The sequence below is a fragment of the Sorangium sp. So ce693 genome (assembly GCF_051521375.1).
Classification (GTDB): Bacteria; Myxococcota_A; Polyangia; order Polyangiales; family Polyangiaceae; genus Sorangium; species Sorangium atrum.
In genome coordinates this window covers 9,773,797-9,788,587 of record NZ_CP150347.1, presented here as the reverse complement: position 1 = coordinate 9,788,587, position 14,791 = coordinate 9,773,797, and the positions used below count along the sequence as shown (strand labels likewise).

13 protein-coding genes are annotated in these 14,791 nt (G+C 68.0%); 4 read left to right on the top strand and 9 right to left on the bottom strand.

The window, feature by feature from the left end:
* Window position 1 precedes the first annotated feature (1 nt).
* The 4 genes from WMF14_RS36570 to WMF14_RS36555 all read left to right on the top strand — a co-directional run bounded on the left by WMF14_RS36570 (window position 2) and on the right by WMF14_RS36555 (window position 3,898).
* Window positions 2–805, top strand: a complete 804-nt coding sequence (locus WMF14_RS36570; protein ID WP_437793810.1) for a TIGR04290 family methyltransferase — start codon at window positions 2–4, stop codon at window positions 803–805.
* Complete coding sequence (locus tag WMF14_RS36565; RefSeq protein WP_437793807.1) at window positions 802–1,686, top strand: beta-xylosidase; 885 nt, start codon at window positions 802–804, stop codon at window positions 1,684–1,686. Before WMF14_RS36570 ends, WMF14_RS36565 begins: the two co-directional genes overlap by 4 nt.
* A gap of 299 nt (window positions 1,687–1,985) precedes the next feature.
* Entirely contained in the window at window positions 1,986–2,852 is an 867-nt protein-coding gene (locus tag WMF14_RS36560) for a PIG-L deacetylase family protein (RefSeq protein WP_437793805.1), read from the top strand.
* A complete protein-coding gene (locus WMF14_RS36555) occupies window positions 2,843–3,898 on the top strand; it encodes a glycosyltransferase family 4 protein (RefSeq protein ID WP_437793802.1) in 1,056 nt (351 codons plus the stop codon). Before WMF14_RS36560 ends, WMF14_RS36555 begins: the two co-directional genes overlap by 10 nt.
* 78 nt (window positions 3,899–3,976) lie before the next feature.
* On the opposite strand, the gene WMF14_RS36550 is transcribed toward WMF14_RS36555, so the two are convergent.
* From WMF14_RS36550 to WMF14_RS36510, 9 genes are all read right to left on the bottom strand, one after another.
* Entirely contained in the window at window positions 3,977–4,447 is a 471-nt protein-coding gene (locus WMF14_RS36550; RefSeq protein WP_437793799.1) for a hypothetical protein, read from the bottom strand.
* Between the two features lie 80 nt (window positions 4,448–4,527).
* Window positions 4,528–4,911 (bottom strand): DUF4150 domain-containing protein, encoded by a 384-nt coding sequence (locus WMF14_RS36545; protein WP_437324649.1) that lies wholly within the window; start codon window positions 4,909–4,911, stop codon window positions 4,528–4,530.
* 6 nt (window positions 4,912–4,917) lie between these two features.
* Window positions 4,918–5,568, bottom strand: a complete 651-nt coding sequence (locus WMF14_RS36540; RefSeq protein ID WP_437793796.1) for a DUF3540 domain-containing protein — start codon at window positions 5,566–5,568, stop codon at window positions 4,918–4,920.
* Between the two features lie 7 nt (window positions 5,569–5,575).
* Window positions 5,576–6,667, bottom strand: coding sequence for a pentapeptide repeat-containing protein (locus WMF14_RS36535; protein ID WP_437793795.1), 1,092 nt, complete (start codon window positions 6,665–6,667; stop codon window positions 5,576–5,578).
* A gap of 7 nt (window positions 6,668–6,674) precedes the next feature.
* Window positions 6,675–9,782: a DUF2169 family type VI secretion system accessory protein gene (locus tag WMF14_RS36530; RefSeq protein WP_437793792.1), complete on the bottom strand. Its 3,108-nt coding sequence runs from the start codon at window positions 9,780–9,782 to the stop codon at window positions 6,675–6,677.
* 82 nt (window positions 9,783–9,864) lie between these two features.
* On the bottom strand, window positions 9,865–12,282 hold the full coding sequence (locus WMF14_RS36525; RefSeq protein ID WP_437793789.1) for a type VI secretion system Vgr family protein: 2,418 nt from the start codon (window positions 12,280–12,282) through the stop codon (window positions 9,865–9,867).
* A gap of 255 nt (window positions 12,283–12,537) precedes the next feature.
* Complete coding sequence (locus tag WMF14_RS36520) at window positions 12,538–13,371, bottom strand: hypothetical protein (RefSeq protein WP_437793786.1); 834 nt, start codon at window positions 13,369–13,371, stop codon at window positions 12,538–12,540.
* Between the two features lies 1 nt (window position 13,372).
* On the bottom strand, window positions 13,373–13,840 hold the full coding sequence (locus WMF14_RS36515; protein ID WP_437793784.1) for an ABA4-like family protein: 468 nt from the start codon (window positions 13,838–13,840) through the stop codon (window positions 13,373–13,375).
* Window positions 13,841–13,916: 76 nt separating this feature from the next.
* Entirely contained in the window at window positions 13,917–14,588 is a 672-nt protein-coding gene (locus tag WMF14_RS36510) for a TetR/AcrR family transcriptional regulator (RefSeq protein WP_437793781.1), read from the bottom strand.
* Between the last annotated feature and the right edge of the window lie 203 nt (window positions 14,589–14,791).

Sequence of the window (14,791 nt, the reverse complement as noted above, 5' to 3'; positions counted from 1 at the left end):
CATGGAGAGGTGCGTCGAGGGAGCGACGAAGTGGACGCGGGAGCAGATCCAGGAGCGGGTGCGCGGGCTCGGGCCGTGGTTCCACAACCTCGATCTCGGCGGGGTAAAGACGGCGCCCGACCATTTCCTGGGCGATTACCCCGCGTTCAAATGGAGGGGCTTCGCCGACGCCGTCCCGGCGGATCTCACGGGCAAGACGGTCCTCGACATCGGCTGCAACGCCGGCTTCTACTCGCTCGAGATGAAGCGGCGCGGGGCGGCGCGCGTCCTCGGGATCGACAGCGACGAGGACTACCTGGCGCAGGCGCGCTTCGCCGCGGAGGTCTCCGGGGCGGACATCGAGTTCCGGAACCTCTCCGTGTACGACGTCGGCAGCCTCGGAGAGCGCTTCGATCTCGTGCTCTTCCTGGGCGTCCTGTACCACCTCCGCCACCCGCTCCTGGCGCTCGATCTGCTCCACGAGCACGTGGTCGGACACACGCTCATTTTCCAGAGCATGCAGCGCGGCAGCGCGGAGGTGGCGCCGCTGGAGGAAGATTTTCCCTTCTCCGAGGAGGAGATATTCGACGAGGCGGGTTATCCCCGGCTCCATTTCGTGGAGCACAGCTATGCGCACGACCCGACCAACTGGTGGGTACCCAACCGGGCTTGCGCCGAGGCGATGCTGCGGAGCGCCGGCTTCGAGATCGTGAACCACCCCGAGCCCGAGGTCTACCTCTGCCGCCGGCGCGAGAGGGCCGGCGGCCGTCCGCCCGGCGCCGTCTACCCGGCGAGGCGAGCTTTCGAGAAGGGAGAGCTGGCGTGATCGAGGCGGTGATGCTCTGGAACGAGCCCAACAACAAGTCGCACTGGGATTTCGAGATCGATCCCGAGTGGACGACGTATGGAACCATGGTGAAGCTCGCAGCGGACGCGATTCGGAGCGAGCGCCACTGGTTGCTGCGGGTGCTGGGCGGCATCTCGCCGATCGATCCGGGGTTCATCGCCAACATGGGGCGGCAGGGCGTGCTCGAGCACGTCGACGTGGTCGCGGTGCACGGCTTCCCCCTCGACTGGAATCACTGGCAGATCCACGAGTGGCCCGCCAAGCTCGAGGAGATCCGCGCGGTGACCGACAGGCCTCTCTGGATCACCGAGGTCGGCGTCTCCACGTTCGGCGCCGAGGAGGTGCAGGAGTTCGGCCTCCGGCGGAGCGCCGAGCTGCTCCGCGGCAAGGTCGAGCGGATCCACTGGTACAGCCTCTATGACCTGCCGCGCGCGTGGCCGGCGACGACCCGGCACCGCGAGGCCGAGGGCTCGTCGTATTACCGGCATTTCTACATGGGCCTGCTCCGCGAGGACGGGACGCCCAAGCGCGCGCTCCGGCTCTTCCCGGAGTACACCCCTGAATTCGGTCTGTGCCAGTGGTTCCACTTCGAGGACCACCGGCTCGACGACGCGGTGGCGTGGCTGAAGGAGCTCGGGGTGCGCCACCTCCGCACGGGCCTCAGCTGGGCCGACAGCTTCCGCCCTGGCGCGGAGGCCTGGTTCGACCGGCAGATGAAGGCGCTCGAGCCGTTCGAGGTGACCCTGACCTACTGCTTCACCCCCGAGCACGCCGGCGTCCGGCCCCACCACACGAGCCCTCCCCAGCAGATCGAGGAGTTCGCCGACTTCTGCGCCCGGATGACGCGGCGCTACGCATGAGATGCCGCCATGCGTAACGCCGTGCGTGCTTGCGTACGTGCGTACGTAAAGGAGCGCGTAGGCGCCTGCTCGTCTGTCCGCGTTTTACGCGCGTCTGGCGCGCCGCGTCGCCGTTTGGTAGTGTGGAGATCGCTGCGTTTTTCGCCAGGACGACCTGACCGCATGCACTCCAGGTGGCTCATGTCCCACGTCGCGAGCACGCCGAAGCGAAAGAGGAGACCCGAGGAGCACCGCGGCATCCCGGGGGGGCGATCCAAGCCGCGCACCGGGCTGCGCAGCAGGCGCGCGGAGGTGCTGTCGTGAACCTCGCCGTGCTGCGCCGTCAGGGCCCCTCCGCCCAGGAGCTCGCGTGGCCGCCGTTCTCGTGGCTCTCGTCGGGCCGGGCGCCGCGCTGTCTCGTCGTGCTCGCCCATCCGGACGACGAGACCATCGGGCTCGGCGCGCGGATCGGCCGGCTCAGCCCGATCGAGGTGGTCCACGTGACCGACGGGGCGCCCCGCGACGAGCGCTTCGTGCCGGCGGGCCTCGCCGGCATCGGGCGCGAGCGCTACGCCGCGCTCCGGCGCGAGGAGGTGACCCGCGCCATGTCGGCCGGCAACGTGCCTGCGGGGCGGCTCAGGTGCCTCGGCGCGGTCGACCAGGAGGCGATCGAGGAGGCGCCGAGCCTCACCCGGCGGCTCGTCGAGCTGTTCGCCCGGACGCGGCCCGAGGTGGTGTTCACCCACCCTTACGAGGGCGGCCACCCCGATCACGACGCGGCGGCGCTCGCCGTCCACGCGGCGGCGGTGCTCGCCCTCTGGAACGGCGTCACCTCGCCGCTGATCTTCGAGGCGGCGTCGTACCACGCCGCGCGCGGCCGCCTCCTCACCGGCGAGTTCATCGCGCACGCCGGCGTCCCCGAGATCGCCCTCCGGCTCTCGGACATCGAGGCGTCGCGGAAGCGCGCCATGCTGGCCTGCTTCGCCAGCCAGCGGGAGGTGCTCGCCCCGTTCGGCGCGGAGGTCGAGCGCTTCCGGCCGGCGCCCGCGTACGATTTCCGCAGGCCCCCGCACGACGGCCCGCTCCATTACGAGCGCCTCGGCTTCCCGATCGACGGCGCGCGCTGGCGGCGGCTCGCGGCGAAGACGCTCACGCTGCTCGGCCTCGAGCGTGAGCTGTGCCTCTGAAGGTCCTGCTCGTCGGTTATCCGCTCGCGCCCGTGGGTCCGGACGCCGTCGGCGGCGCCGAGCAGGTGCTCTCGATGCTCGACGAGGCGCTCTCGCGCGGCGGCCACCGGTCGATCGTTGTCGCTCCGGAGGGCTCCGCGTGCGCGGGGACGCTGGTCGCCACGCCGGCGCCCCCGCCTGGCGCGGCCCTCGACGAGGCGGCGAGGGAGCGGGCCTGGAGCCATCACCGGAGCGCCGTCGCCCGGGTCCTGGACAGGTATCCGATCGACCTCGTCCACATGCACGGCGTCGATTTCGATCGCTACCTGCCCGAGCCGGGCGCGCCGGTGCTCGCGACCCTCCATCTCCCGCCGGGCTTCTATTCGCCTGCGGTGTTCTGTCTCGAGCGGCCCAGGACGTTCCTCCACTGCGTGTCCGCGACGCAGCGGCGCGCCTGTCCGCCGGAGGCGCGGCTCCTGCCCGACATCCCGAACGGCGTCCGGCTGGAGCACTACCGGCCGAGGCGGTACAAGCGCGGCTTCGCGCTGGCGCTGGGCCGGATCTGCCCGGAGAAGGGCTATCACGTCGCCGTCGAGGCCTCGGTCCGCGCCGGCGTGCCGCTCGTCATCGCCGGCCAGGCGTTCGGGTACGAGGAGCACACGCGGTATCTCCGGGAGGTCCTGCTGCCGATGCTGCGCGGCCCCGGCCCTGTGCGGCGCTTCATCGGCCCCGTGGGCCTCGCCCGGAAGCGCCGCCTGCTCGCGGCGGCGCGGTGCCTCCTCGTCCCCAGCCTGGTGCAGGAGACCAGCTCGCTCGTGGCCCTGGAGGCGCTGGCCTCGGGCACGCCGGTGATCGCGCTGCGCGGCGCCGGCGCGCTGCCGGAGATCGTCGAGCACGGCCGGACGGGGTTCCTCGTGGACGGCGCGGTGGAGATGGCCGACGCGATGGCGAGGGTCGACCGGCTCGATCCGGCGGCGTGCCGTCGCGCGGCCGAGGAGCGCTTCTCGGCGGCGACGACGGCGGCGGCGTACCTCGAGACGTACCGCCGGATCCTGCGCGCAGCGTGAAGCGCCGGGTCGCCCTGCTGGAGGATGGAGGACGACGCTCGCAGCCTGCGGCCGCGCCGCAGGCATCGCGCGGGCCGCTCAGCGAGCGTTGCAGGCGAAGACGTGCTCGATGGCGTCCACGCACATCTGCTCCGCGACCTCTCGGGTGACCCGCGACAGCACCCGGAACCGCGTGAGCTCGGTCAGGGTCTGGTACACGTTGACCTCGGCGATCACCTCTCCGTCGCCCGCGGCCTCGGCGCTGTAGAAGAGCCGGATCAGGTTGTTCGCGTTCGCCGGTACGCCCCGGAGCAGGAGGTGAAACTCGATGCTGGGCGTCTTCTCGCCCACGTCATGCTCGATCCGGTAAGCGTGGCCTGACGAGGCGAGCTCACCGCCGATGGCTTCGAACGTGGGCACGAAGATGTCGGTCAGGATCCGCCGGAATTCATCGATGAAAACCTGGCGCCGATCCGGCGTGTTGGCGCCGCTCGTGCTCCGGGCCAGGCGCTCGCCGTATTTCTTTTGAATGATCCCCAGGCGGATGCGGGTCGTTTCATCGATGGCCACGTGGGTGTCCCTCAGGGGTCAGAACAGGGCGGGCTCTCGGGGCGCTGTCGCGGACGACCGAGTGGACGACCGGGTGGACGTCACTTGAGAACCAGGACCTTGATCTGGCTCGGGACAATGGTCGTCGAGTTCGTATTGATCTGGTTCCCGAAGCCGTTGGCGGAGAGCACCACCGCGGGTTTTCCCTGCCACAACGTGTTGCGAGAGAATCGGAGACGCCTCGCGGGGCCCATGTTGCGGCCGGAGATCACGCCACCAAGCAGCCCAGGGTTGTCGCCGGAGGTGAGCGGAATGGTGGTTGTCAGGGTATGGGCGGGAGCGACCCCGATGCGCACTTTGTACGCGGGGGACGTCCCCATGGGCTTCGCTGCAAAGTTTGGAAATGGGACGGGGACCATCGTCGGAAGACGGCAGACATCCGGCATGCCAAAGTCCATTCCACCGCTCGACGTGATTGCAAACATGTTCGGTCACCCTACCTGGATCTGATCGGCGTCGATTTTCACGACGTGGCACGCGGTGATCTTGGCGTTCTCGCTGTGGATGGCGAGGTTGCCCTTGGCCGCATAGTCGATGCGCTCGGCGCGCACATGGTCCGCCTCTTCCACGATGCGGTAGGAGCGCTTCACCCTCTGCGACAGCCGTTCGAGCGTCGCGTCGAGGCTCCGGCCGATCAGCTTGGCCCGGTCGACCTCCCCGCGAGCCACCTTGCTGAGGAACGAGAACAGCTCCAGCGCGACGTGCCCCTCCTTGGCCTGGACACGGAAGGTCGACGCGGCCATCGAGAGGTCCTTGCCGGCTGCCACGTGTACACCGTCGGGCGCCGAGAGGCCCAGCGAGCCGCGCCGCAAACGAATCTGGAGATCGCCTTCGGAGACGAGGTGTGAGGGCGCGCCCTCCTCCCGCTCGAGGACGGCGAGGATGTAATGCGTGCCGTTCACGGCGGTGAGGAGCACCAGGTCTCCGGTGGCAGGCTCCAGCAGGCAGCTCGTCGCGCGCTTCGCGCGGACCTCACCGTGCTCGGTCTCGACGATGTACGCGGAGCCATCGATGCGGAGCACGGCGCCGTGTTCGCCGTAGGCGTCCCGCTGGTATTGTCTCGCTCTTGCTGCGCTCTGCATGGTTTCCTCATGAGTGAGGGGTGCGTTGACTGCCGGCAGGCCTCCCAAGGACGTTGGCCTGCCAGTCTTCTGCTTCCTTGAGCTCCTGGTCGTCTCCGTGCGCCAGCGCCTTGCTCGGCGGCCAGATCGTGCCCTTGTCCGTCACACGGTGCAGCCGCGCGCGCGACAGCGTCGCATCGGAGAAGTCGGCGGACGACACGTCGGCGTGGGAGAAGTCTGCATGGCTCAGGTCTGCCCGGCAGAAGCGGGCACCCGGGCAGCTCGCCCGGTGCCAGACGCTCATCTCGAGCCGCGCGCCCGAGAGGTCCGTGGCGCCCGCGCGCGCGTCGACGAAGAGCGCTTGGCTCAGGTCGGCCTGGGTGAGGCTCGCGTTCATCAGGGTCGCTTCGACGAAGTCGGCCAGCCGGGCGACGGCGCCGTCCAGTCGAGCCCCGGTCAAGTTGGCGCCCTTGAAGCCGCATTGCGTCAGCGTGGCCCCTGAAAAGTCGCAACCCTGCAGGTCGGCGCTGGTAAGCTGCGTTCTGCTGAGGTCCATCCGTCGGAAGTCCTTGGGCCCCATCCGCACCTCGATCAGGATCGCTTCCACGAGGGTCGTCCCCGTGAGAATGGCCTGGGACAGGTCCTGACGGAACAAGACAGCCCTGGTCAAGTTGGCCTGAGAGAAGTCCGTGCCCTCGAGCGTGACGCCAAACAGGGTGCCGTCGGTCAGGTTGGCACGGACGAATCGGGCGTTCTTGAGCTCGGCATGGTCGATGGTAGCCGACGAGAGGTCGGCTCCGGTCAGATCGGCCGACTCGAGGTCCACGGCCGAGATGTTCGCTCCAACCAGCGAGGCGTCGGCGAGCACGGCCCCCGCGAACGTACAGTCCATGGCCGTGCCAAGGTGAAAATCCAGCCCCTTCAGGTTGGCTCCCGCGAGGTCACAGCGGTGAAAAATCGCCTCACGCACCTTGACGCCGGTGAAGTTGGCGTTGGTGAAGCGGACATCTTCGAAGATCCCGCCGGAGAGGTCGAGCCCCGACAGGTCGAAGCCCGACAAGTCCAGCTCCGAAACGACCTCTTCTTGTTCGATCAGCTTGCGCAGCGCTTCCCTGTCCATGCTCCCTCTAGGCCGGTATTACCCTGAGTCGCTTGAGGTTGGCGCCGGCAAAGCTCGTGTCGTCATCTCCAACCATTCGATCGGCGCACACGCTGAACAGGTTGGCTTTCTCGAAGTTGGCCCCCTGGACGCACGCATGGTTCATGATGCTCTGCCTCAGGTCAGCGGCGTAGAGCGACGCCCCGGTGAGGTTGGCGCGGGTCAGCATGGCCTCGGCGAGGTTCGCGCGATCGAGGCTCGCCTCCGTCAAGTCGGCCTCGTTGAGCAGCGCGCCGCGCAGGTCGGCGTCGGAGAGGTCGCTGCCGGCGAGGCTCGTCCCCATCAGGTTCGCGCCGGCGAGGGTCGCGCCGGCGAAGTCTGCGCCAGCGAAGGACGAGCCCATCACGCTCGTGAGGTCCTTTGCCATCACGTTCCGGAAGATGGCGCGGTCGCCCTGGGCGGCGATGAAGGTGGCGGAGCTCAGGTCGACGCCGGTGAAATCGACCTCGGTCACGTTCACCTCGTTGAAGGTGCACCCCGAGAGCCGCGCGCCCACGAGGCGCGCCCCCGTGAGGTCCACCTGCTGGAACGTCGCCTCTTCCGCGACGGCGTTCTCGAGGTTGGTGTCGCAGAAATTGGCCTCGGAGAGGTCGGCGCGCGAGAGATTGGCGCCGGACAGATCCGCTCCCCAGAGGTCCGCCTTGACGAGCACGGCCTCGCCGAAATCGACGCCTCCACCAGCCTTCACGTCCCGCAGGCACGCCGAACCGAAATTGGCTCCGTTGAGCTTGGCCTCCGAGAGATCCGCGGCCTCCAGGTTGGCTCGCGCCAGGACGGCTCCTGTGAGCTTCGCCCTTCGCAAGATGCTCCCGGTGAGAAAGGCCGACTCGAGCATGGCGCCCTCGAGGTCGATCCCCTCGAGGTTGAGGTGAGAGAGATCGGCGCCCGTGAGGTCGCACCCCGCGAAGCTCCGCCCCTCCTTGTGCCCGGCCTCCACTTCGCGGCGAAGTCGCAGGGATTCTTCGGTGTCGAGGGGCGCGGAGGCCGCCAGGAGGTGCGCGAGCCGAGGCCCGTCTTCGCCCAGCTCGGCGAAAGACGAAGCCCTGTCGTCCAGATCCTCCGCAGACGCGAAGCCCTCGTCGTCCGCAGGCTCACCGCCCCAGGCCTCGTCCTCTGGCAGCGCGTGGGCAGCCTCGGGCGCCTCGTCGGGGAGGTTGAATGTGTCGTCGAGGTCCTCATCGGCGGCGGCCTGGGTCTCGTCCTCGAATGCTTGCCAATCCAGCGACGACACCAGCTCTTCGCTCTTCTCCGGCGTGAAGCCCTCGCTCGTCAGCGACTGCCGCACGCGCTCGCGGACCTCCGACATCCTGATCTCGCTCGGACCGTCGGCGGCGTTCTGACGCGCCCTCGCCAGCAACGCGCCGACGTCGACCCCGTGCGCTGTCAGCCCGCCGCTGAGCCGACCCTCGACCAAGCGGACCACGGCCTCTTCGGATTCTTCCGAGTCATCGAGGGACGCAAGGTCGTTGGAGGGCTCTTCCTGGGCGAGGTGCGCCTCTGGATCGATGCCACGGTCTCGCAGCTGCTTCTTGCCCCATTCCATGAGCGCTTCCTGCGCGCGAAGCGCTTCGGCCTCCTCGGGGTCGTCTTCCAGGGCGGGCGTCGTCGTCGGGGCCGCAAACGCGAGTGGCTCCGTGTCCGCCTCGTGGCTCACCCCCGCGTCCGCCTGGGACCATGCAGGGCTCTCTTCTTCCTCCGTGCCCTCCGGGAAGTCCGTGGCTGGCTCCGCCCCTTCCGCGTCGGCTGCGGCGGCGAGGTGCCCGGGGTCGATCCCCATCTCGGCGAGATCGGCCTCGGTCGCCTCGATGTCGGGGTCCCTCTCGAGCTCGGCCTCGGCCGCTTCGACGTCGAGGCCCTCCGCTGCTCCCGCTCCGTGGACACCGGCGGTGACGACGCCGGCGCCGGCCGCGGCCGCAGCCGCGCGCTTGACGGATCGAGCCGGAGTGCCTCCCAGAAACCCTTCCCGCCTGAGCTTTGACGCGAGCCCGGAGAGCGTGTCATCGGGCAGCGGCGGCGCCTCCGGATCTTCGGGCTCGGGCATGAGCGTGTCGTCCTGGTCATCCGGGAGATCGTTGCTCTCAAGGCCAAGCCGGGGGATGAGGTAGTCGTGGTAATACGCGACGGGCCTGGGGGCACCCATGGCTTCACAGGCAACCAGCACCGCCACCACGTCGTCTGCGTCGTCCTCGGAGATCTCGATGCCGCCGCGGAAGAGGACGACCCCCCGCTCGCGGTGCGGGAACAGACGCACCGTGTCGAGCTTCATCGCGGGCTCGTGGATCTCCACGCCGTCGCTCGTCTTGAGGCAGACGAAGCATCGACTCACGACCCCGGGAAGGGCGCCTTCGATCCGAGGCCTGTCGGGGTGCATGTTCTCGACCACGAAGGTCTCGTCGCCCCTGAAAAACCCGTCGATCTGCTGGTCTTCCGGAGCCATGTTGAACAGCGTCGGGTCCAGATCCCGCGCAAAACCAGGGAAGCACTCGTCGCGCCACGCGGCGTCGTAGGTGCCGATCTTGGAGAACCGCTGGGGCCACGTCATGTCGTAGCCGTCGAGGCCGGCGGGCGTCGGGCAGTCGCTGCGCGCGTGGATGAGGTGCTTGGGCGACTCGATGTTGGGGAGCGCCGCGCTCTTGTCGCCGTGGCCTTTGCCCAGCGGGTTCCTGGCAAAATCCTTCCCGCCAAAGGCGTTTCGCCAGGTGACGGGCATCTCGGTGAAGGGCGTCGGATCCGACATGCCGAGCATCCCCCACGTCCGGTCGCCGATGACGTAGAGGCTCTTGTTGATGGGCCCGAGCTGGACGCGGACCGAGCTCGCGGGGCGGGCGGTGCGCCCCGGCGGATAGCAGCGGCCCGTGACGAGGAGCTCGCCCCGGGTCTTGGGGTTGAACTCGTCGAGGAGGCCGTCCTCGCCGAGCTCCTCCATGGCGATCTTCCAGACCGTGGGCTCATAGAGCAGCCGGGCCGGCCGGTCGTAGGAGAAGCCGACGAAGGTGGTGACCACGAGGTGCGGGGTGCGCTGGTGCATGAAGACCCTCGGCACCACCCCGAGGCGCATGGGCTTGACGATTTTCATCCGACGGACTCCAGGGTAGCGGGCTCGATGGATCGTTCGGCTCAGCGCCGGGCGCGAGCCTGTTCCACGCTCGATGGGTGAATTACTTCAGGATGTGCAAGTCCGCATTCGAGAGACCGAGTCGAGTTTTGATCGTCATGATCTCTGCTGAGGCCTTGTAGCCCTTTGCCGAGATCTCTGCTGCGTTCAATTTCTTTATCTCCAAGGGGGCGCGTTTGAACGCTAGCCCCTTGATGTTCTCGTATTTGGTTCCGTTGATGACCTCGACGCGCGACCCGATCTTGGTCGTGTAGAGGCCTGTTATCTTGCTTTCGGCGGTGCCATGGATGGTGCTCGAGCTCGGTCCATAGACCGTGGTTTTTCTGCCGCCATAGATCTTGGCGGTGTTACCGCCCCTGATCGTCTTCGAGCTTCCCCCCGCGTGAACGGTGGTCGTTCGCCCTGCGTAGAAGTTGCCGGTGGCATGGCCGCGGACGTCTGTGCGTCGGGTCCCGTTGACATCGGTCTCGCTGGTGCCGTTGATCGTGTTTTTGTTCGATACGAAGACCGTCGTCTCTCGCCCGTTGAAGAAGGTGCTGTCGTCCTTGCCTCTGATCTGGGTGTTGCGCTTCCCCATGATGCGCAAGCTGCTGTTGCCCCTGATGGTGGCGAGGCGATCGCCCACGAGCGTGAACGTGTCGTCGCCCCCGATCTTCGTGGTGCGATCCTTCGTGATGGTGGTCTTTCGGTTGCCGCGGAGGATCGTCTTTTCATTGCCGAGGATGGTCGTGTGGCGATAGCCCAAGATCACGTTCTGTGAGTATCCGGCGATGAAGCTCCCGGCGTACCCTCCGACGGCGCTCAAGCTGAAGCCCCCGATCACGCTCTCGGAGATGCCCACGGTGATCGCCGTTCGGTTGCCGGTCACGATGTTCTCGGAGCTGCCTCCGATCCACACATAAGCGTGGCCTTGCGACTTGACCTCATACGACGCGCCGCCGTTGGGCGCCCCCATCCGGAGGTAGGTGTTGTCATAGGGCGTCGACAGCGTGACCCGCTCTTGCCCGGCCTGGTCTTCGAGCTCGAGCCGGTTCCGCCCGCCCGTCTGGATCACGTTCCGCGTGTTGTTCCCCGACGTGACCGGGCTCGGCGTGAGCGCGTTGGGTGCGACGCCGACGATGGCCGGCCGGTCGGGATCGCCCCCCTCGAAGGCGCACATGACCTCGACGCCGGCGCGCAGCGGGAAGTGGAAGCCCTCGATGCCGCCGCCGTGGGGCTGGAGCATCCGGACCCAGGTCGACGCCTTCCCCCCGCTCAGGTCGCTCTCGTCGAAGAGGAACTTGATCCGGTAGCGACCATGGCTGTCGATCTGCGCGTACTCGCTGACCGCGGCGCCCTCGACGATCGCGATCTCGGTGCCGTAGATGCGCGGCCACTCGGTGACCTGCGGCGCGCGGAACTGCGTCGTCGTGGGGATGGCCTTGGCCTCCATGCGGTAGTTCTCGGTCCACGTCGTGAAGTCGCGGAGCTCGGGCATGTCCGGGGCCTGGTTGGACCAGTGCTCGACCTCGATGGCCAGGTACTTCGTGTTGAAAGCGGCCCGCGGGTGGTCCTCGATCTCGAAGGTGAACCCGGGGACCACCGTCGCTGCCTTGCCCATCGCCTGGTACACGACGCCGGTCGCGGCGAGGCTCTCGGCCTTGATCCGCGCCAGCCGCGCCCCGTCGCCCGACGAGAAGAACCGCGCGCCGTACAGGCTGACCTCGCCGAAGCCGTTGGGGCTGACCGACGCCTGCCCGGTGACCGGCACGGCCGGCGTGGCGTAGTTGTAGTCCTTGAGGCGGACCGTGCCGGGCATGGCGTCATGCCGGCAGGTGAAGGCGTGGAAGGTGTCCTTCGCGGTGTTGGCGCCGCCCGGCTGCGGGAAATAGCGAATGGGCTTGCCGCCATGGGGCTGATGGGTCGACTTGTCATCGACCAGCACAAGCGTCTCGCCGCCCTCTCCATGCTCGAAGTAGTAATAGATGCCTTCGCGCTCCATCCACCGGGTGATGAAGGCGTAGTCGCTCTCGCGGTACTGACAGATATGCTCTTCGGCGACGTAGGAGCCCTGGAGCTGGAGGGCGCAGTCCGTGACGCCGCCCTTTTGCAGGACGGCTTGAATGATCTCCGGGATCGCCTGCGCGGTGAAGACACGGCTGTGATACGACATGGCGAGCAAGGCGAGGCGCGGGACCATGGTGGCCCGAAAGACGGACCGACCGACGAACTCGTTGATGAGCTCGATGCTCCCGAGGACGCCGCTTCGAAGGAAGGGCTCGCCGCCGTCGCTCCGCTCCAGGGAGATGGTCACCGGCTGCCCCACGGCCGCGGCCATATCGACGCTCTGGCCGGCGTCGTTCGTCATCACCAGGTAGAGCTCGAAGCGATAGAGCTTCGAAATGCCCTCGGTGCCATGAAAAGCTACGAGCTTGGTGGAAGAGGGCAGGGCGCTTGATTGAACGACGAAATTGTCAGGCATGGCGAGCCTCACGGGTGGGAAAAAGCGGCAGGCGCAGACGCGCTGGAGAGTCTAGACGGAATTTGTGTCAGTTGTGTGGCGTGGCGCCTGCTTGTTGTTGTCCGTCGGTGACGACGACGCGACGGATTCGTCGCAGGCGACGTCATGGGCTTGACGACTCCCTGCTCGCGCCCATCGTCACGCGCCACCGTCGGCGGTCCGCGCGGGCTCGCCTCGTCGCCTCGAGCAGCGCAGGACCGCCGTTCTGGTGGCGCGCTACATTCGAATCAGCGGTCGCCCTGCGAGGGCTGTCAGGAAGAGCGCCAGCGCGACGGCGCCGTAGGCGACGCCGAACGCGATGACCCATCGCACCGCCCGCCGCATGCGCGGCGCCGACCCCGAGGCCCGCGCCGACAGCCAGTACCCGACCAGCGGGACGGCCTGCAGCGCGTGCATCCCGAAGAAGTGCGCTATGCGCAGGTCGCCTCCTCGGGTGCTCCAGTTGACGACGGGGAGCCCGGGCCCGCCGTCGGCGACGCCGACGCCGTGCGCGTTGTGCGCCGACATGACGCCGCCTTCCGCGCAGGCCAGCAGGAACAGGAGGAGACCCAGCCGGATGCCCCAGAGGTAGGGAGCCGGCAGCGGAGGTCGCGCCGCCCAGAACCTGTACGCGAGGTACGCCGCGAGCGCCGTGTTCACGAGGATGGCGATGCCCATGAGCGCGAACACCGCGCCGTCGAACAGCGTCGATTGATTGAAATGCGACGCCACGCCCCGCGCCGCCTGCGCGGTGATCGCGATCATCTCGAAGCTCACCAGCGCCACCGTGCCCCAGACGACCGCCCTGCGGCCCCTCGGCGGGAGCGCGACATCGCCGACGAGCCAGTTGATCGTCAGGAGGTAGATGGCGATCGAGGCGGCGAATTTGGCCGGCTTGATCCACGGGTTCACCCCCATCACGAGGCGCGCGTCGAGCGGGGCGACGGCGAGCAGCAAGACGAGCAGCGCGACGTGGGCGGCGGCCGCCGCGAACAGGACGGGGCTCCGGCTGAGGAGCTCCTCGATCGGGCGAGGGAGCTGGAGCGAGGTGGTCACAGAGCGCGCGCTCATGTCAGGCCTCCTCGACGCGGCGCTGCGCCACGGTCCTGTCGAGGGCGCGCGCCGATCGATCGGCGATCGCGCGGACGGCGAGGTAGAGCGAGAACCCCATCGGCCCGAGCATCAGCGTCAGATAGAGCACCGGGGCCATGAGCCACGGCGAGATGTCGCGATCGCGGCTGTCGAGGTACACCCACCGGCCCACGAAGAGATCGAAGGTGAGGAAGTGAACCCAGCCGATCGTGGCGCCCGCGGGCGAGCCGAGCAGCGGGGCGACCGCCGCGAGGCTCGGCTGGTTGACGATCGGCAGCACCTCGCCGATGGCCGGGAGGACGAGCGCCGTGTAGAGCAGCGCGGGCGCGACGACGACGAGCGGCGACTCCATGATCCGCCGCGTCCATCGAGCGCGGGGCAGAAAAATCATGAGGAACCAGAACGGCAGCACGAGCAAGCCGCTCAGTCCAAAGACCTTATCCATCATACCCTCCAGCGACTGCTGATTGTAACGATGAAACTATTAGTAACAGTGTTAACTTCGCGGGAAAAAAAGAGAGCGATCAGGGGCGCAGGCCCCGGACCATCATCTTCATGGCGATCGCCATGGTCCGGTCGACGTCGTCGGCCGTGAAGCGGCCGCGGTCGGCCAGGCCGAGGGCGGTGATCCCGTGGACCAGGGCCCAGACCACCTGGCTGTGGCGCTCCACGTCTCCGCGCTGCATCACGCCGGCATCCATCGCGGACGCGACCGCGTTCTGCAGCACGTCGAACGAGTCGATCATCGGCTGCTGCCGCGCCTTCCGCTGGTCGAAGACGAAATCGAAGCGCTGCATGAACATCAGCCGGTAGTGCACCGGGTTGTCCATGCCGAAGCGAACGTACGCGGCGCCGAGCGCCACGAGCCGCTCGATCGGGTCCGCCGTGCTCTCGGCGGCCGCGACGAGCGCCCGCTGGAACTCGGTGAAGCCGTCGTGGACGATCGCGAACAGGAGATCGTCCTTGTCCTCGTAATAGCGGTAGATCGTCGTCGCCGAGTAGCCGATGCGCTCGGCCACCTGGCGCATCGAGAACGCCTCGTAGCCCTGCTCCAGAAACAGCTCGCCCGCCGCCGCCAGGATCGCGCCCCGCAGGTTCTCCTTCTGCTGCTCGCGGCGCTGCAAGCTCGACGCCTGCAGGCGCTCCGCCTGGGTCGTGCCGCTGGTCTTCGTGGTCTTCGGGCGCGAACTCGCCATGTCCTTGTCGCCTGGTCTCCGGGCGGCGCAGGGGCCGTCCACGTCCTCGTTCGTAACAGTGTTACTTTTTATAACGACATGATTATGTGCCGTCAAGGATCTTTTCTGGAGCGCGTTTCGGCGGTCTCCCGGGCATATCGTGCCCGCCGTCACCCCTGCCAGCCCTCATGGTTCGCCGAGGTTCGGCGGATGCATGCGCGCGC